Raw genomic sequence first — 19,071 nt, forward strand, 5'->3', positions numbered from 1 at the left:
CTTTCATCAAAGAACTTGCATTGGATACTTTTGTTACGATGGAATTGATTAATAGATGAATTAAGGAGCAGAAGAAATGGAATTAGGTATCATATCAGGAATGATATTTGGCATATTATTGTTTATTATAAAGTTTATTCTCATTATTTTTAGGTAAAACGTAAGAGTATCGATAATAAATGGGCTAAGAAAAAACAAAAAACCATGCTACAGGTGTAAGAACTGTGTCGTGGTTTATTTTTATGTCACAATAAATCAAGAGATTCCCCTGCTACTTAATGAAATATAAATTACTAAACGATGTCTAAACTTTATCAATTTTAAATCCTTTCATACAAATCCACTTTTTATTTACATTTTCATAAAATTCTACTTTATTAAACCCAGATTTTTTAAACAATTGCTCTAATTCTTCCTTGGTTTTATAGGATTTCATGTGATAGTTAATTTTATATTTCTCAGCAATGATTAAGAAACTACCTTCTGATTTCAATACTCTAAAAACTTCTTTTATACCATTTTCTAAATCAGACCAAAAGTAATGTGTTTGAAATGCAGTAATTATATCAAATTCATTTTCGGGAAATGGGATGTCAGTCACACTAGCTTGCTGAACGTATACTTTACCTGTAGCTACATCTGTTTTATTTGCTCTTATTGAATCTTTTACTGCCTGTTCAGAATAATCTATACCGTATATTTTACCGTATGTATTAATTTTGGACATTAATTGTATTGCTTTACCTCCTCCACAACCTATGTCCAACATTACCGCATTTCCACTAATTTTCATCTTCTCGAAAGCCCATTTGTTCATTTCAGTATGAGCAGTATTCATTATATTTAACATAAATGAACCTATGATTCCATTTGGATTCTTAGCTTGTTCTATCAACCTATTTAATAAGTTCAATTTCATTCCACCTTTCGACTTCGCATCACCTTTATATTCCACTCTATTGTCATTATCTCCTTTAATTTAATAGAAACATCCTAACTTTATCCTAATTTTCCACAATCAAAATACATTTGTTATAGAAGAAAAACAACCAATTTGAAAAAAAGATAATTCTTCACTCAAAAACACAAAGGAGATACTACTTAAAACCTAGTATCTCCTTTTAAAATTCTTTTCTGTTAAACATAAAAACCCCTTTAGATAAGGTTATCTAAAGGGGAGAGAATCCATCATAACTTTATTTCAATAATACTAATAAACATTGTAACTATCTACTTTTGGATTTTTGTCATTGGCATCATTGTATATACTAGGGAATTCAAATGTTAGTTTATAATTCCCTGCTTTATATGTAACAAGATGCGCTCCTTTATATTCAATTTCTTTTGCTGGTTTTCCTAGAGTCGCTTTTACAGTGTTTAAACGAATTGCAAGTATAGCTTTATCGTTTTTATTTTCACCTTTTTTTGCTAGTTTCATTACTTGTTGTAAACTAGTTGCTTGTTTAGATGCTTTAGTTTGATGGACATTGTAACTTGTTACTTTCGGATTTTTATCATTCGTATAGCTGTATACACTAGGGAATTCAAAATTTAGTTCATACTTTCCTGCTTTATAAGTAACAAAATGCGCTCCCTTATATTCAACTTCTTTTGCTGGTTTTCCTAGAGTCGCTTTTACAGTGTTTAAACGAATATCAAGTACAGCTTTATCGTTTTTATTTTCACCTTTTTTTGCTAGTTTCATTACTTGTTTCAAACTAGCTGCTTGTTTAGATGCTTTAGTTTGATGGACATTGTAACTTGTTACTTTCGGATTTTTATCATTCGTATAACTGTATACACTAGGGAATTCAAAATTCAGTTCATAATTCCCAGCTTTATATGTAACAAAATGTGCTCCCTTATATTCAATTTCTTTTGCTGGTTTTCCTAGAGTCGCTTTTACTGTGTTTAAACGAATTGCAAGCACATCTTTATCGTTTTTATTTTCACCTTTTTTTGCTAGTTTCATTACTTGTTTCAAACTAGCTGCTTGTTTAGACGCTTTAGTCTGATGATTAGAATTAGTAGTTTTATGATCAACAGCAGATGCAAAACTTACATTACTTACTCCATTTAACAGCGCTACAGAAAGTGTAGTAGCGATTAATACTTTTTTTGTTTTAGTTAAATTATTCATTGAAATTCCACCTTATTTTTTAAGTTAGATAAATAATTCCCTTATTTATGTTACAATTATATTACAAAGATTTCATTTTGTATACAATATAAATAAAAATAAAACAAATTTGTAATTTTATTTTTATTTATATTGTATATAGAACCTTTTCAACTAAATGTAACAGCTTATTCATGGATCATCTTTTCATTTGAATGAATTCAAAAAGGAGCTTTTTACCATTTCGCATTTAGAATCTGCCGTAACAGTTATTATGTTATGAGTTTCTAATTCATTTGTGCATTTATAAAAAAAGCCGACACTATATTTATTACAGTGTCGGCTCTTAATTTCTATGGACTTTATTATGTTTTAAATTATTTTATTATTTGAGTACAAAGTCAGTAAAGATTGATTAAATTTGGAATCCCCTATTCAAAGAAAATATCTAATCATTTAATCCCTTTCCATCGAGGATTTGCTGAATATATTTTTCAACCCTTGACGCTCGAGTTTTGGCTTGCTTGGCCCCCGAAAAATAAAAAACGTATGCTCGTTGTCGTCCTGGCGTCAATGCTTCAAAAGCAGTTTTCAATTCAGGAATTTCCTCAAATTTAGTTTGAAGTTCTTCTGGGATTATGATATCTGTGTTCATATTCACTTTCAACCCTGCTTTTTCAATTTCAATAGCTTCATTAATATAGGCTTTTAAAATGGGTTCCATCTCGACTATTTCTTGCACATTGGTGAAGCGAATCTGGCGAGCTGCCTGCACATTCTCCGTTTGTTGGATTAGAATTCCATTGGGATCCTTTAACAAAGCACCTTTGTGAAACAGAAACGCACAATACTCTTTAAATCCATGTATTAACACTATGTTTTTATTCTCAAACGTATAACAAGGGTGCATCCACTTAAATTCTTCGGTCAGCTCACAGTCAAGAACAATATTTCTCAACTTCTCATATTCTTCTTTCCACTTTTTTGATTTACTTAAATACTCATCAACCTTAGGATTCATTCTACTATTTGTCATCAAGGAACACCCCTCTTTAATTTTTCAAAACAGCATCTCCAACTAAAATTAAGCAGTTACTTTTTGCGGAAATTTTTTTCTCATTCTACTTAACCAAATAAATAAAGCCACAATGATTAATATAACCGGGGCTAACTCTTTCGGGAAAAATAGCATCAGAGCCACTCCTACTAGTAATGGTGTCTTTAAAATAGCAATCGAAGCACTACAACCTATAACAGCTACGATAAAGAGCATATCTAGTTGTGGGAAAAAAGTCGCGATAGCGTAGCCCTGTAAAATGGAAGCAAATATAACTGGTAAAACATTTCCACCAATCCAACCTGACTTTAAACAAAACTCCATAAAAATCAATTTTAAAACAGAACCTAAAATTAAAGTAGCAACTGAAAGTGTCGGTACTAAACTAGGTAAATCTTGCATAGAAAGTTGGCCCGAAAAAAGTAGTTTAGGAGCGATTAAAGACATTAAACCAATACCAATACCACCGATAACAGCACTTAAAATAATTTTATTGTTTATTTTAGAAAAGAGTTTATTCATCGCTATTTCCATTAGTTTATAAAGTTTACTAAACAAAATACCAATCAAAACTAAAGGAATAAAAAGATACAATTCATCCAAACCCCAATTAGTTTCCCCTAACTTTGTTACAAAAGGGGGTTGATCTGATATTTTTATAAAAAACATAAAGGTCACTATACCGTTAACGATAAACAACATATAGAATAATTTCTTAAATAAGAGTAGTTTTTTCTCTTTAGGAGCCTGATCAGGATTATAGGGAATAAGGTATTTATGAGGTAAAGCTAATTTTTTTAGTCTAATTAACCAAGATTCCTTTTTCAATTCGTTGTAGGAAAAATAAAAGTAACGCATTTTATCTCCCTGCCATACCGATAACGCAATAACAGAACTTAATACGGCTGCTGCAGGACCTACACTTGCACCAAAGATTAAAATTAAAAAAGCAATTAAAAAATTGATATATATATTTGAATAGTCCATTCTTTGAGTTGTTTTTAATTCAACAATAGCATCATTAGCTGTTTTAGGTAGGTTCCCCCACTTATACCTGCTAACACCTACTAAAACACCTCCAAAAATACATAATAATAATGTATAAATAGCAGGTACTTTTAATTCATTGGATATATCAGTCCATAAAAAATCTGCCAAGCCATTAACTAAAATTAAAAAAACAGAAGATATACAACCGATTATCCCACTTAGAATTAAACCATAAACAAGTAATCCGATTATTTTAGAATACTTCTCATTCAAAATAAAATCACCACTTTTTCATGTATATTAAACTCACTAGTTGCATTAAGTAACAATATTCATTTGAAATACACGTAATTTTAATATCGATATAACTATACTAGACTTTACCTTGAAAGGGCTAGTAATTCCCTGTCTAAATTGTAGGTTTGGAATAAACTTTGATTAAAAGCACGCTACAGATTGATCAAAATACGGGGAGTCTCTTATTTTCACCTCCAACAATCCCAAAAGTATTTACTAAAAATTCCAATTATTTGTTATCAAACTAATAAAAAGCACGATCCAATAAAATTGAATCGTGCCCATGATTATTAAATTTGGTCGAACGTGTCAGTATCCTACTTTGTTGTCATTCAACAAAAGATGTATAGTACAAAAAAAGTTGGAAACGTACAAATAAAAAAAATAAAATGGTAAAAAAAGTAATGCGAATAAAGTTGGAAACGAAACAGTATATCTACGAAGAGATATTCAGATAATTTGAGTTGGCTCTTCTACAACTATTTCATTTAATTAAAATGTTTCGCTATTATTCCCAGAGGCTCAATAATCATACTACAGTAATTGCGAGATGATTTTTCATTAAATTTTACACTTTCAGCACTGTATCCCCTTTGGCAGTCACAACTTTATGTTACATGAATAATATTGTGCATAAACGCCATCAGAAAAAAACGACAAACCTTGTTGTTATTAGGTTTGTCGCTTTTCTTTTTGTTCGTCTCCCAAACAGCCATTTTGGAGCCTATTTTTAGTTTTGAATGTATGAGTATACAGAATTATTTTGAAGGCTTAATAATCTTAAACTTTTCATATTTGTAGATAAAATCATCTGGTAATGGAAGCTTTCCATTTTCGTCCATTCGATACTCTACGCCATCTGCGACAAAAATTGTGTCTTCATTATGACCATATTTACGCCAGTCTTTCTCTTTTACGATATTTGTTTCTGTATCTACATCATGCATTAACCCAGCATCATCAATTCGATATCGATGAGGATTCCCATTAAGTGTGAATGGTGTATCAGGTGTTATACCAAATGTTTCAAACATAGCTAATACTTCGCTATTGTCTCGTGCTGTGTCCAAATAAGCCGCATTACCGGTTTCTGCAAAAGTTTGTAAGTCCTGCAAGAATTGTCTCGTCCGTTCTAAAGCAACTCGTTTCTGATCTGATATATGGTTGTCAAAATACAATAACTGTACATAATCATCTGTAGTAGCTGTTGCTGCATGGAATTTGTAATTTGTAAGTCCATAGATTGTTTGCACACTGTAAACCTGACCATTTTCAAGGGATAAATTATAGTTAGAATCTACATATAATCGATTTCCATTGGTTGAATTACTCATATTAATTTCTTGTACACCAGCACTTTTTATACTTGTATTGGGCATCGTTGGCATATTATTTTTTACAATTCCACTTCTATTTATGGCACCTAATGTATTAGAAGATATCAATCCCATTTTGTTAATCAACTGATACCACCCTTTTTCACATTTATTTTAATTCATGTTTATAACTCATTGAAATATAAGCATTAGTTAATGAATACGTTCCAGAACCTAAAATTGGCGCAGATTTTTTAAAAGTAAATGGTTGGCGCATTTTAATTTGCGCATTTTTTGGCTGATCCCATAATACACCATTAGTTGAATAAAACGGATAAGATGTATTGATCCATGAAAGTTGAGAATTTGGTTTTAAACTTCTTGTAATACCATAGAGGTTTGAAACAATCACTCTATTTGTTTCTGTTCCATAAACAGTAAAATCTGTTAATATAGCGTCTGCTGGTATAGCAGAAGTATTTGATAAATCGAAAGATTGAGTACTTGATGAAGCTGATTGAGTTAAATAAATAGAGTTTAACTTAACATCATAAGGTTTACTAGCATTCAAATAGAAAGGTTCTCCCACAAGAATGCGAACGTTATAAGGATATTGTGTTTTACCATCATTAGAAGGTTTAACGTGGACATAATAATATCCAGCAGTTTCAGTTTTAAACTGTAGTTGACTCACGCCAGGAGTATATACAACTGAAACTGTTTTAGGATCATATTCGGGATAACGTCCCATACCATTTTTGGCAGATATTAAAGTTCCTTCTTCATCCGTAATTTCAACATCATATGTTTTTTTAGGATTTGTTCCACTCAAATCAGATGTCATTAAAGTTAGTTTTTCGGAAGCATTTTGACCTAAAAAGATTTTATAAGTTTTAATATCTGATTCATTTTCAACAACAGAGTAATAAGATTTAAGCGGAGTGGAGAAATTAGTACTATCATTTCTTTCAATATCAATTACATTTTCCGGTAATGTATCAGCAGAAGATGTAATTGATGATAATAAAAAGAAACATAACATGCTAAAAACAGTAATTAACAATTTTTTCATTTAATATAACACACTTTCTTTGTTTACAATTATTTCTATCGGTTATAATTATGTTTTTTTTAGAGCGAACCTTATTTTTTCGGCAAAAAAAAAGCGGCTGCTGTGAAAAGTTAGGCAGTGCCTAACTTTTCTATGGGTACATGATTTTTTCAATTGCTCTATTGTTTCATAAGTACATGATCCTAAGATTGCTTTACAATTACGCTCAAATTTCTTTTTTCCTTGCTGTTTAACTTACTTTTGATTGTTCAATATCGAACTCCCTGTCATATTAATATCTACTGTAACTAAACAATCATCTAAAAAAACAGAAACCTAAAATGCTGTATCTTCTTCATCTATCTTATCTTCTAGGCATATGTCTACTAGTTCTTCATCTAAAAACCATTGGTTTTCTTGTGCTTTAGATAAAAGTTCATACTGCATTGTACGATAAGCTTCAGATTTATCATCCAAATCTACAAGGAGTGTCTTAAAAGATCCACTCCAATGATTTTGTATGACACGCATAGCATCTATTTGCTTACTTGCTAACCCAGCTGCACTTTTTTCAAAATGCCATTTATCTTCTATTGCTCGTAGGCTTTCTGTGTTCATACCTGCTAAGCCTGTTGCACGTTGTCCTATTTTCCATTTATCTTCTATTGCTCGTAGGCTTTCCGTTTGCATACTCGCTAAACCTACAGTACTTTGTGCATAGTTCAATTGTTTTTCTGTGGCATGTAACTTTTCCATTTGCTTATTTGTACTGCCCAAAATGTTATTTATCAATCTATCGTGCCTTCTTATACTTCTGATAGCTGGTGTTTCGAGCGTATTTCGTTGCATTGCATATTTTTTCTCTAAATAATTAGTAAATTTTTCTTTTTGAAATTTAAATTTTGCCAACTTTTGATTATTGTACTTGGATATTTTAAAGGATGGAGAAATAGATTTATTTAATTTATACTTTGCATTCATAATACCCAACTCCTTTTAAACTTAGCTCAACTAATTTTACTTTTATCAGGAACACTAAAATAATTAGAATCCTTACACTACCTAATGATTATAGGGTAACTTTACTAATAACAATCAGGACATGGATTGTTAGGAATAAGATTGATGGGATCTTTCGTATGAAGATCCTTTTTAATTGATGATAATAATAGAATAACACTCCTGTTACTCAGTTAAAAAGATAGAAATACCTAATCTGTTTTTTCCTTAATTCAATTTAATTACAAATAAAAAGAACATGTTCAGGATTAAACATGTTCTAAAATTTATATTGTTAACTTTTGTTTTTCCTAGCAAACGGTTGTTATTTATTATATTGACGATATTTTGACGTCTAAACATTATTAATTGTTCGTTGTAACTTGTAGCTACAACTTTATTGATTACCATTTCTAATTCATTGATAATATCTTCATATTTTGAAGGTGTACGTTCTAATCTTGAATTGATGCTATACAAGGAGGAGCAATTCGGGGGATTAAATCGTTTATTATTATCCTTTGTTGGAAATGAATCTTTTATCGTATCTGACACTATATAGTTATCAAAACCCAAGACGAATAGAATAATGCCAATATAAATTATAAACCTTAACTGTTACTTTAATTATTTTTAGTGAATTACACTTACAAAATACTATTGGAGATAAAAAATAGAAAACCTTGATACAGGGTGGTTTACCGCGGTATCAAGGTGAATCTATGTGTCACAACAACTTATATTTATATGACAAACATAATTATAAGTAGTGACAGTATTAGGTATAACTCAAAATTCAGCTTTAAAATCCAAACTACTCAACAGTAACGGATTTAGCCAAGTTACGTGGTTTATCAACATCGCAACCACGGTATAGTGCTGCATAGTAGCTAATTAATTGTAGGGCTACTACGGATACAAGTGGTGTTAGAAGTTGGTGTACTTGTGGTAGGACGATTGTGTCGCCTGCTTCTTCCATACCTTCCATTGAGATAATACATGGGTTGGCGCCACGTGCTACTACTTCTTTGACGTTTCCGCGAAGGTTCAGGCTCACGTCTTTTTGAGTGATTAGAGCGAATACTGGCGTACCATCTTCAATTAGCGCGATTGTACCGTGTTTTAGTTCGCCACCTGCAAATCCTTCTGCTTGGATGTAAGAGATTTCTTTTAGTTTTAATGCACCTTCAAGGCTTACGTAGAAGTCTACGATACGACCGATAAAGAATGCATTTCGTGTTGTAGCTAAGAATGAATCTGAAATCTTTTTCAATCCATCCTTGTCATCAACCATTGATTGAATACCATTTGCAACAATTGCAAGTTCCGCTTTCAGATCAAAGTCTAGTTGTTTGCCTTGTGATTGTGCTTCTACATAGGCAACAATTGCAAGGACTGCTACTTGGGCTACGTAAGCCTTTGTTGATGCTACGGCAATTTCAGGACCTGCATGTAATAGCAATGTGTAATCTGCTTCACGAGATAAAGTAGAGCCAGGTACGTTTGTAATTGTTAATGCTGGGTAGCCAAGTTCTTTAATCTTCACTAGCACTTGGCGACTGTCTGCAGTTTCACCTGATTGTGAGATGAAGATGAAGAATGGTTTTTTCGATAAAAGTGGCATGTTGTAGCCAAATTCACTTGAAATATGAACTTCTACAGGAATGCCTGCGATTTTTTCAAAATATTGTTTCCCAACAAGACCAGCATGATAGCTTGTGCCTGCTGCAATAATATATAAACGATCTGCTTCATGTAATGCTTTCGCAATTTCAGAAGGGATAGATAATTCACCTTCTTCATTTTGATAAGCTTGGATAATTTTACGTACAACAACCGGTTGTTCGTCGATTTCTTTTAGCATGTAGTGAGGATATGTGCCTTTTTCAATATCGCTCATATCTAATTCAGCTGTAAATGGAGCACGTTCTACTACAGTGCCATCTAGTTTTTTAATCGTTACAGATTCTTTCGTTACGATAACAACTTCTTTGTCATTTAGTTCGATGAATTGGTTTGTGACTTGTAACATTGCCATTGCATCTGATGCGACAACATTAAAGCCTTCACCTACACCCACAAGTAATGGGCTTTTATTTTTTGCTACAAAGATTGTTTCTGGATCTTCTGCGTCCAATAATGCAAGTGCATAAGAACCGTGAACAAGCGATAATGTGTGACGGAAAGCATCTTCAGTAGTCATGCCGTCTTTCACAAATTTTTCTACAAGTTGTACTAGCACTTCTGTATCTGTTTCAGATTGCATCTCAACGCCTTGCAAAAATTCGTCTTGTAATAGGTGATAATTTTCTAATACCCCATTGTGTACTAAAGTGAAACGACCTGAAGCACTTTGATGAGGGTGAGCATTGCGACGATTTGGTACACCATGAGTTGCCCAACGTGTATGTCCAATCCCAACAGTTGCTTCTACTGTAGGATCCACTACTTTACGTAAATCTGCAATACGACCTTTTTCTTTAAAAACGGATACACCTTCAGCATTACTTAACGCAATACCAGCAGAATCATACCCGCGATACTCTAGTTTTTCTAAACCTTTTAATAAAATTTCTTTGGCATCAAGTAAGCCATTATATCCAACAATTCCACACATATATTTTTCCTCCGAGCTTTGCAAAATTAGCCACAAGAAATCCACTTCCCCTTAATAGGCGAAGTACACGTATATTGTAGCTGCTATTTTGCCTTCTTACTCCTTTGTCTACTCAATTGCTTGAGGTAATTTAAAAGTAAGATAACGATCGGGCATTGGCGATCGGGAGGCATCCGCCGAAATTTTCGATACTCCTCCACCTCGTCTACTGAAGATTGTACGCTCTATTTCTTCAGTACTGGCGCTATAACTGTTTTCCGATTTTATGCTTCGATACGATCCTCCTTAGCATTTTACTAATCGAATGAAAAGGTTAGACCTTTTAAATTCATCAGCAATTTCATCATACTGAAAACACTATTCATAGTCAATTACAAACATGCATTGAAAAGGTTTACAATTTCAAAAAATAATTAATCATTATATAATACGCAACAAATTCCAATTTTGTTGCACTTTTTATAAAAAAGATTCCTTTTTACTATTCCTACTTAATCTACTATTAAATAAGTCCTTTGCGGTTTCAGTTCATTTTTATCCCACATTTTATATCTTTCCGCAAGAAAGAATTATTAAACATAAATCTATGTTAAAATCTTTTTTGCACAGTGCCAGCGCGCTAAGCGCACAATAACTATTCCTTTCAAATACCAATAATCAAATTTAAAAGCGCCAAACATAAAAAGAGATATCCTCAAAAGTTCTTTGAGAATATCTCCTTAACTATGTTAATGCAAGGAATCGTTCATTTGTGATTTCTATTCCTTGTTGTGAATGAATTAATCCTTTAATTCCATTTCTTCACGAACGACATCCGCAATTCGTGTGCAATAAGTTTCGCAAAGTTCACTTGATGGTGCTTCCACCATAACTCGAACTAATGGTTCTGTACCTGAAGGTCTAACTAATACTCGTCCATCGCCATTCATTTCTTGTTCAACTTGTGCAATGATTGCAGCTACTTTTTCATTTTCTTTCACAGTATATTTATCAGTAACTCGAACGTTAATTAGTTTTTGTGGGAAAATTGTCATTTCAGAAGCAAGTTCTGATAATTTTTTGCCTGTCTCTTTCATCGTATTGACTAACTGTAAACCTGTAAGTAAACCATCACCTGTTGTGTTATAGTCTAAAAATACGATATGGCCTGATTGTTCGCCACCAACGTTATAATTACCTTCACGCATAGCTTCTACTACATAACGATCGCCAACTTTAGTTTGCACGCTATGCATGCCATGTTCTTCTAAACCTTTGTAGAAACCCATATTACTCATAACTGTTGATACGACTGTATCTTGTTTGAGCATACCTTTTTCGTGTAGATGCTTAGCACAAATGTACATAATTTGGTCGCCATCAACAATTTGCCCATTTTCATCAACTGCGATTAAACGATCACCATCGCCATCAAATGCTAACCCTACATTAGCACCTTTTTCCACTACAAGATTTGCTAATTTTTCAGGATGTGTAGAACCAACACCATCATTAATATTCAAACCGTTTGGAGAAGATCCCATTGTTGATAAGTCTGCCTCTAAATCTGCAAATAAATGTGTAGCCAATGATGATGTTGCACCATGAGCACAGTCTAATGCAATATGGATATCTGTAAAATCTTCATATACAGTTTGTTTTAAATATTGAATGTATTTTTGGCCACCTTCAAAGTAATCGCTAACCGAACCTAAATCTGCTCCAGTAGGTCGTGGTAGATCATCATGTTCTTGGTCTAGTAAAGCTTCAATTTCTTCTTCTTGTGCATCTGAAAGTTTAAAACCATCTGGACCAAAGAATTTAATGCCGTTGTCTGCTACAGGATTGTGAGATGCTGAAATCATCACACCTGCTTGAGCACTCATTACTCTTGTTAAATAAGCAACCCCTGGTGTACTAATAACACCTAAACGCATTACTTCTGCTCCTACTGATAATAGGCCTGCAACAAGTGCACCTTCTAACATTTCACCAGAAATACGAGTATCTCGTCCTATTAATACTTTCGGACGATCTGTGGTTTCTTTCGTTAAAACGTATCCACCAAAACGTCCCAATTTAAACGCTAACTCAGGCGTTAGCTCACTATTGGCGACTCCGCGGACGCCGTCTGTTCCGAAATATTTACCCATTTTGTCATTCTCTCCTTCAAAACTGTTTGCAATTTTTTGACGAACTTTTTATGAAAGTTGACTAATTTTTAATTTTATAGAACTTGGAGTGGCCTTCCATGTTGTTCCTGTAGGACTACTACCTAATATCTTCAAGGTATTTGTTCCTTCTTTCACATCTTTTGCATCTACATATAATTGAATATCCGATGCTGTTATGTTCGCAATCTCTTGGTCATCGCCAGTTACAAATACTGATACATAATAACTTGTTTCATTATCAATGGCGAATTGTTCTTTATCTAGATTTTTTACACTTACTTTAACATTATCAACAATAGCTGTAGATGTCGTCGCACTAGTAGTTTCTTGATTATTAGTTGTTTCATCATATACATTTTTGTTGCTACTTAATGAATCGTCTAGTGTAACATGGACTTTTAATTGATTAGTTGATAGCTTTGTCACGCCGGATGGCTTGGACAAATTAACTGTGACATCATCAGATTTCTTTAATTTCGAAACATCTACATCAACAGGTAATGAACTTATTCTTTCAAGTTCATCTTTTGGTCCAAATAGCGTAATATGGCTCGCATCAGCTTTCAACGATTTTACCTTTAAATTATCTTTTGGATTACCCTTTACATTTAAGGAAATTGGCACTTCCTTATTATACTCCCCAATGTCAACTTTTACTTGCACAGTAGAAGGGCTAATTGTAATATCTAATTTATTCATATCACGATCTAGCACTTTTACAGGTGCTTCCTTAGTAAAGGACTCTGTCACTCTGGATTCACCTGATAACATTGCTTTTACATAAGCTATACTGTCGACTACACTTTTAGCGCCCGTAACTGTGACTTCATTAGGATTCGCTGTCATTGTTTTTACAAAATAATCAGGTGCTAATTGACTTTGGTTAAAGTCAGGATCTACTTTAAAGGTCCGTGTGACTTTTTCTTCTATAGATACATCTATTGTAGATGGTTCAATTTGAATTTGGAGCTTATCTGAAAAACCCTTATATTTAAATTTAACCTTGTGTTTTCCGATTGTTTCTTTACTTAGATCTAAGTAAACTTCATAATCCTTAAGCGCCTTCGTTTGTAATACAAGTGCTAATGGCCCCTTTACGGAAACATCAACCGTCTGTGGTACACCCGTAACAATTAAGTTTTTGTCATCATAAAGCACTTTTACAGGAACGTTATGAATTACTTCAGTTTGGCGGTCAGAAGTTGTTGTTGTATTATTGCCTGGACTTGTTTCAGATCTCACTGTAAAGAACATTAACAATGCCAATACGAGTGCGGTAATTCGTAAAAACCAAGGACTATCAACTAGTTTATCCATCACTTTTTATCCCCCCTCCAGTTCCATTTGGAGGTACTGACTGCAGCTGTAGGTTCGCCAAACCATGCACGCTGTAAACGTGACTCAAATTCTTCAATAGATAAATCACGATGCAAATCACCATTAATGGTTAAACTAATAGCGCCTGTTTCCTCTGACACTATAATCGTTACAGCATCCGTTACTTCACTAATACCAATTGCTGCACGATGACGTGTTCCAAGTTCCTTTGAAATAAATGGACTTTCTGAGAGAGGCAAATAACAGGCAGCAGCTGCTACTTTATTTTTTTGTACAATTACTGCTCCATCATGAAGCGGCGTATTTGGTATGAAAATATTGATAATTAACTCTGATGAGATTTCAGAGAACATAGGAATACCTGTTTCAATATAATCATTTAAACCTGTTTCTCTTTCGATTGAAATAAGCGCGCCAATTCGTCGTTTTGCCATGTAACTAACTGATTTGGACATGGCGGATATCAATCTAGCCTGTTCTTCTTCTTCTTGTAAATTACTTCGAGCAAACAACTTTCCTCGCCCTAATTGTTCCAACGCTCTACGTAATTCAGGTTGGAAAATAATGATGATCGCCAAAAATCCAAATTCAATAACTTGTTGCGTCATCCAGCCTAATGTAGTTAGTCCTAAATAAACCGTAATAATTCGAATGATCACGATCACAAAAATACCTTTTAAAAGCTGAACGGCCTTTGTGCCACGAATCAATGTAAGTATATTATAAAAGACCAACCATACTAATAAAATATCAATGATGTTTAATACCATTCTTATCCATTGATTGTTGGTAAACTGTGTAAATTCATTAATAAAAGTCATGTGGATCCCCCACTTTTCTAGCGAGTACGTATACGTCAAGTATAGCACAACTACCTTACTTTCTGCCCGTATGAAGCAGAAAAGCCCACTATTAAGTTAGCAGACTTCTCAATTAGTTTATTCATTTTTATCAATAAAAGACCAAGCACTTTTCACACTACTTTTAATTTTATACCATAGCCATTCAAAAGCTTCGTCAACTTCCTCAATTTGTCCGGTGACATTTGCAGTAGAAGCCATATATTTACCATTAATAACTGTAATATTCCCGTCAACTTCACCTTTTACAATAATATCTCCATTTTTCACAACGATGTCACCTTTTACAGTCTCTCCTTCAGGAACAATTACCGTTTGACCTTGCACTTGTAAATTCGGCTGTTTTGTAAACGAAAATTCTTGGTCATTTTTATAGCCTGATAGGAGTGACCCACTCATAAGAATGCAAAACATTGCTGCTGCTACTAAAATTGGGTGTCTACGAATCCATCGTTGTATGCCATTACGCATCTTTCTTTTAGGAAGTTTTTGCATTACTTGTTCTACAAAATTTGGAGGCGCTTCAATAACGGCTGCACTTTTCACGAACGCGATTGTTCTAGTTAACTCTTGCATGTGCTTCTGGCAATCATCACAATTTCGCATATATGACTTCAACTCTTGCTCTTGTTCGCGGCTAATATCCCCATCTAGATATTCATGCATGTATTGCACGATATGTTCAGGACATTTACTCATAGTGAAAACCCCCTACAAATTGCTCAATTGCTTTCTTAGCGCTTCACGCCCTCGATGAATACGTGTCTTTACTGTTCCTAATGGCATATCCAAAATTTCGCTAATTTCTTGCAGTGGCAATTCTTCAATATACTTCAAGATTATGATTGTTCGATACTTTTCTGGCAAGCAACTAATTTCATATTGAATTCTTTCTTGCAATTCCATTCTTTCAATCTCTTCTTCAGGGAGTCGATCTGATGAAGAAATCTGAGAATACATATCGAGTCCATCCGTACCTGTAACTTGTGCATCTAAGTAATAGTCTGGTTTCTTTTTTCTTATGCGATCTATACACAAATTTGTTGCGATACGAAATAGCCAGGTGGAAAATTTCCTATTTAAATCGAAAGTGTGCAAGTTTGTATATGCACGTATAAAAGCCTCTTGTGCTATATCTTCTGCTTCATGTTGGTTGTTGAGCATGCGGTAGCATACTTGATATACTTTTTGCTGATAGAGGCTCACAATATCTGAATACGCATGTTGGTCACCTTTCAGCACTTGCTTTATTCTTTTGTTGATTAACGCATCCATGTGATTTCCCCTCCGCCATGCGGCTGCCTATAATATACGAACCGATTCCTCAGTTGGTTTCATTTTTATTTCACATTTTTAAACATTATTATTTTTATTATACCAATACTCCCTTCTATTTCTTACAACTTTTTTCATTTTCACCACTTTAGTGGTAAAACTTTAAAAACATATATAAATGGGCAAGTGGCTAGTTTATATATGTATATCACAATAGCCTTCAATCGAGGAAATGAGCAGCGGCATAGTACAACAGTTATATAGCATTAAGAACGACGGTTAACCCCATTAAATAGATATAAAAAAAGGATGAGCAAACTGCTCATCCTTTTTAAACTAGCGTCTCGCCAAATAATGAGCCCATTAAAGCTACCGCTACATCAGCTGTTTTATTTTTTTCATCCAGAATTGGATTGACCTCAACAAACTCTGCAGACGTGATTAAACCTGACTCTTGTAACATTTCCATTGCTAAATGACTTTCTCTGTACGTAATACCACCTGGTACTGGAGTTCCTACTCCTGGCGTATAGATTGGGTCAATACCATCTAAGTCTAACGACAAATGAACTCCATCCACATTCTGACTTTTTAAATAAATAATAGCATCTTGCATCACATCCGTCATTCCTAGGCGATCAATTTCATGCATCGAATATACTTTGATTCCTGTTTTACGGATTAATTCTTTTTCACCTTGGTCAATTGAGCGTGCACCGACAATCACAATATTCTCCGGTTTTACTTTAGGTGCAAATCCTCTGATATTAACTAATCTTTCATGACCGAGACCTAAACTAATAGCTAATGGCATACCATGAATATTTCCTGAAGGCGATGTTTCACTTGTATTCATATCTGCATGAGCGTCGTACCAAATAACGCCTAAATTTTCATAGTGATCTGATATGCCGGCTAATGTTCCGATAGCAATACTATGATCTCCACCCAATACTAATGGAAAACTTCCTTTCTCTACTACTTCATGAACTTTTTGAGCTAATTTAGTATTTGCATCAGTAACTGCCTCTAAATTTCTTAATGTTGTATCTGGAGATTCCTCTTTCTTTGAGTGATCAATATAGATGTCACCTTCATCTATTACTCTATGGCCAAGCTCTTCTAAACGCTCAACAGCACCTGCATAACGAATTGCACTTGGCCCCATATCTACGCCTCTGCGTAATTGTCCCATATCCATAGGGACCCCAATCATCGATATCTTTAATGTCTCCATGAAGTCATACCCCCTTTGTAAGCTAATTCTATTGTAACGGCAGGAATACTCATGGCTCAACAAGACATTTTTCTGTATTTTTATTCAGTTCAAAAATTTCAAAAATAATAGAATACTTTTAGCAAAAGAATTTTAAAGAAGTCATTAACCTTTTATTTGAATCAATTTTATTATGCAAAATTCATATAAAATATATGAACATTAATCGATATCTAATTTTTTCATTGCAACGCTTTCGATAGGGAATCCTCGAAAATGCATTCACATACTTCGTGCGAGGCTAATTCAGTGAGGTACATTTAGATAAGCTTGAGCTGAAAGCCCCGCAGGAACGTTAGTGCCACTAAGTCGACGTTAGCGATGCAGAATTCAACGGGGAGATTGAAGCCAAGCACGTGGAAAGCACTGTCTGTAGCGGAACATCCAAATCTGAATATGGAAGAGTTAATGTGTTGAAATGAAATTGATTCATTTATAAGGAAATTACGATATATGAAGGAATTTATTTACATGATGCTCTTTTAGATAAAATTGCAGCGAGAGGAAAAGACATGGAAATTAAAGCAACAAAAAACCTTCTTCTAATATTTTAGAAGAAGGTTATATCTTATGAATGATGAGTCATGCAGGATTCGAACCAGCGACCCTCTGATTAAAAGTCAGATGCTCTACCAACTGAGCTAATGACTCATAAAATAAAAATGGCTGGGGTACCTGGATTCGAACCAGGGCATGACGGAATCAAAATCCGTTGCCTTACCGCTTGGCTATACCCCAAAAAATGGTGGAGGGGGGCAGATTCGAACTGCCGAACCCGAAGGAGCGGATTTACAGTCCGCCGCGTTTAGCCTCTTCGCTACCCCTCCGAAACAGTGGTGGAGGATGACGGGATCGAACCGCCGACCCTCTGCTTGTAAGGCAGATGCTCTCCCAGCTGAGCTAATCCTCCAAATTGTTAATATGTAATTATTAAAAGTGGTGACCCCTACGAGATTCGAACTCGTGTTACCGCCGTGAAAGGGCGGTGTCTTAACCGCTTGACCAAGGGGCCTTTTTAGAAAATTTACGTCTTTAACAGGACAAGAATAATAATATCACATTTCAATTAGTTTTGCAACCCTAAAACAAAAAATAATTAATATATTTATTTTTTCGATTAATAAAGTTTCAAAAGCTTCCAACCGGGCTCGAACCGGTGACCTCTTCCTTACCATGGAAGCACTCTACCTGCTGAGCTATGGAAGCACAGACAAAAAAATGGCTCCGAAGGCAGGACTCGAACCTGCGACCCTCTGATTAACAGTCAGATGCTGCTACCAACTGAGCTACTTCGGAACAATATTATTATGTTACCTCTAATACATTTATTATTATAACAGGATATTAAAAACATGCAAGTAGTTTTTATAAAAGTTATTAGATTTTTTTGTTTTTTTAATTTAAACGTGTATTAGATCAAGTTATTTCCATAATTTTTTATAAAGATCTCTAGATAAACATAATATTCTTTAGATTAAAATAGTTCATTAATATAATCTTCTCTTATTATATCAATATAAAAAAAGATACTACCAATAAAATTAGTAGTACCTTAATGTGCCTAGCAACGTCCTACTCTCGCAGGGGGACAGCCCCCAACTACCATTGGCGCTAAAGAGCTTAACTTCTGTGTTCGGCATGGGAACAGGTGTGACCTCTTTGCCATCATTACTAGACTATTGAGATTGTTCTCTCAAAACTGGATAAACATTCATTGAAGTTC

At 34.1% G+C, this 19,071-nt stretch carries 14 protein-coding genes, 7 tRNA genes and 1 rRNA gene; all 22 read right to left on the reverse strand.

The window, feature by feature from the left end:
- Window positions 1-304: 304 nt before the first annotated feature.
- A complete protein-coding gene (locus tag Q8X41_RS11785; protein ID WP_397540260.1) occupies window positions 305-913 on the reverse strand; it encodes a class I SAM-dependent methyltransferase in 609 nt (202 codons plus the stop codon).
- Between the two features lie 297 nt (window positions 914-1,210).
- Complete coding sequence (locus Q8X41_RS11790) at window positions 1,211-2,140, reverse strand: DUF4309 domain-containing protein (protein WP_397536534.1); 930 nt, start codon at window positions 2,138-2,140, stop codon at window positions 1,211-1,213.
- A 427-nt stretch (window positions 2,141-2,567) separates the two neighbouring features.
- On the reverse strand, window positions 2,568-3,155 hold the full coding sequence (locus tag Q8X41_RS11795) for a YdeI family protein (RefSeq protein ID WP_397536535.1): 588 nt from the start codon (window positions 3,153-3,155) through the stop codon (window positions 2,568-2,570).
- A 48-nt stretch (window positions 3,156-3,203) separates the two neighbouring features.
- A complete protein-coding gene (locus Q8X41_RS11800) occupies window positions 3,204-4,439 on the reverse strand; it encodes a chloride channel protein (RefSeq protein WP_397536536.1) in 1,236 nt (411 codons plus the stop codon).
- Between the two features lie 782 nt (window positions 4,440-5,221).
- The gene (locus Q8X41_RS11805; protein WP_397536537.1) at window positions 5,222-5,926 is read right to left on the reverse strand and encodes a hypothetical protein; all 705 of its coding nucleotides are present in this window, start codon (window positions 5,924-5,926) and stop codon (window positions 5,222-5,224) included.
- 22 nt (window positions 5,927-5,948) lie between these two features.
- Complete coding sequence (locus Q8X41_RS11810; protein ID WP_397536538.1) at window positions 5,949-6,851, reverse strand: hypothetical protein; 903 nt, start codon at window positions 6,849-6,851, stop codon at window positions 5,949-5,951.
- Window positions 6,852-7,166: 315 nt separating this feature from the next.
- Window positions 7,167-7,811 (reverse strand): hypothetical protein, encoded by a 645-nt coding sequence (locus tag Q8X41_RS11815; protein ID WP_397536539.1) that lies wholly within the window; start codon window positions 7,809-7,811, stop codon window positions 7,167-7,169.
- Window positions 7,812-8,643: 832 nt separating this feature from the next.
- Window positions 8,644-10,446 carry a glutamine--fructose-6-phosphate transaminase (isomerizing) gene (gene glmS, locus Q8X41_RS11820; protein ID WP_397536540.1) on the reverse strand — a complete coding sequence of 601 codons (1,803 nt, stop codon included), beginning with the start codon at window positions 10,444-10,446 and terminating at the stop codon, window positions 8,644-8,646.
- A 779-nt stretch (window positions 10,447-11,225) separates the two neighbouring features.
- Window positions 11,226-12,578 (reverse strand): phosphoglucosamine mutase, encoded by a 1,353-nt coding sequence (gene glmM / locus Q8X41_RS11825; protein ID WP_397536541.1) that lies wholly within the window; start codon window positions 12,576-12,578, stop codon window positions 11,226-11,228.
- A 48-nt stretch (window positions 12,579-12,626) separates the two neighbouring features.
- Window positions 12,627-13,916 carry a YbbR-like domain-containing protein gene (locus tag Q8X41_RS11830; RefSeq protein ID WP_397540261.1) on the reverse strand — a complete coding sequence of 430 codons (1,290 nt, stop codon included), beginning with the start codon at window positions 13,914-13,916 and terminating at the stop codon, window positions 12,627-12,629.
- Window positions 13,916-14,758 carry a diadenylate cyclase CdaA gene (gene cdaA / locus Q8X41_RS11835; RefSeq protein ID WP_397536542.1) on the reverse strand — a complete coding sequence of 281 codons (843 nt, stop codon included), beginning with the start codon at window positions 14,756-14,758 and terminating at the stop codon, window positions 13,916-13,918. Before cdaA ends, Q8X41_RS11830 begins: the two co-directional genes overlap by 1 nt.
- 117 nt (window positions 14,759-14,875) lie before the next feature.
- The gene (locus tag Q8X41_RS11840) at window positions 14,876-15,496 is read right to left on the reverse strand and encodes an anti-sigma factor family protein (RefSeq protein WP_397536543.1); all 621 of its coding nucleotides are present in this window, start codon (window positions 15,494-15,496) and stop codon (window positions 14,876-14,878) included.
- Between the two features lie 12 nt (window positions 15,497-15,508).
- Window positions 15,509-16,072, reverse strand: a complete 564-nt coding sequence (sigW, locus tag Q8X41_RS11845; protein WP_397536544.1) for an RNA polymerase sigma factor SigW — start codon at window positions 16,070-16,072, stop codon at window positions 15,509-15,511.
- Window positions 16,073-16,403: 331 nt separating this feature from the next.
- On the reverse strand, window positions 16,404-17,309 hold the full coding sequence (rocF, locus tag Q8X41_RS11850; protein ID WP_397536545.1) for an arginase: 906 nt from the start codon (window positions 17,307-17,309) through the stop codon (window positions 16,404-16,406).
- A gap of 617 nt (window positions 17,310-17,926) precedes the next feature.
- Window positions 17,927-17,999, reverse strand: a tRNA-Lys gene (locus Q8X41_RS11855).
- 12 nt (window positions 18,000-18,011) lie between these two features.
- A tRNA-Gln gene (locus Q8X41_RS11860) sits at window positions 18,012-18,086 on the reverse strand.
- 5 nt (window positions 18,087-18,091) lie between these two features.
- Window positions 18,092-18,175: transfer RNA gene (locus tag Q8X41_RS11865), tRNA-Tyr, on the reverse strand.
- A 7-nt stretch (window positions 18,176-18,182) separates the two neighbouring features.
- Window positions 18,183-18,258 (reverse strand) — tRNA-Val (locus Q8X41_RS11870).
- 27 nt (window positions 18,259-18,285) lie between these two features.
- A tRNA-Glu gene (locus Q8X41_RS11875) sits at window positions 18,286-18,360 on the reverse strand.
- Between the two features lie 121 nt (window positions 18,361-18,481).
- Window positions 18,482-18,554 (reverse strand) — tRNA-Thr (locus Q8X41_RS11880).
- 13 nt (window positions 18,555-18,567) lie between these two features.
- A tRNA-Asn gene (locus Q8X41_RS11885) sits at window positions 18,568-18,644 on the reverse strand.
- A 263-nt stretch (window positions 18,645-18,907) separates the two neighbouring features.
- A 5S ribosomal RNA gene (gene rrf / locus Q8X41_RS11890) occupies window positions 18,908-19,024 on the reverse strand.
- Between the last annotated feature and the right edge of the window lie 47 nt (window positions 19,025-19,071).

Source organism: Rummeliibacillus pycnus (assembly GCF_044359855.1).
GTDB classification, from domain to species: Bacteria; Bacillota; Bacilli; order Bacillales_A; family Planococcaceae; genus Rummeliibacillus; species Rummeliibacillus pycnus_A.

Coding starts and splice junctions, on each gene's coding strand:
- Q8X41_RS11790 (WP_397536534.1), bottom strand. CDS start 2,140: ATGAATAATTTAACTAAAACAAAAAAAGTATTAATCGCTACTACACTT.
- Q8X41_RS11795 (WP_397536535.1), bottom strand. CDS start 3,155: ATGACAAATAGTAGAATGAATCCTAAGGTTGATGAGTATTTAAGTAAA.
- Q8X41_RS11810 (WP_397536538.1), bottom strand. CDS start 6,851: ATGAAAAAATTGTTAATTACTGTTTTTAGCATGTTATGTTTCTTTTTA.
- Q8X41_RS11815 (WP_397536539.1), bottom strand. CDS start 7,811: ATGAATGCAAAGTATAAATTAAATAAATCTATTTCTCCATCCTTTAAA.
- glmS (WP_397536540.1), bottom strand. CDS start 10,446: ATGTGTGGAATTGTTGGATATAATGGCTTACTTGATGCCAAAGAAATT.
- glmM (WP_397536541.1), bottom strand. CDS start 12,578: ATGGGTAAATATTTCGGAACAGACGGCGTCCGCGGAGTCGCCAATAGT.
- Q8X41_RS11830 (WP_397540261.1), bottom strand. CDS start 13,916: ATGGATAAACTAGTTGATAGTCCTTGGTTTTTACGAATTACCGCACTC.
- cdaA (WP_397536542.1), bottom strand. CDS start 14,758: ATGACTTTTATTAATGAATTTACACAGTTTACCAACAATCAATGGATA.
- Q8X41_RS11840 (WP_397536543.1), bottom strand. CDS start 15,496: ATGAGTAAATGTCCTGAACATATCGTGCAATACATGCATGAATATCTA.
- sigW (WP_397536544.1), bottom strand. CDS start 16,072: ATGGATGCGTTAATCAACAAAAGAATAAAGCAAGTGCTGAAAGGTGAC.
- rocF (WP_397536545.1), bottom strand. CDS start 17,309: ATGGAGACATTAAAGATATCGATGATTGGGGTCCCTATGGATATGGGA.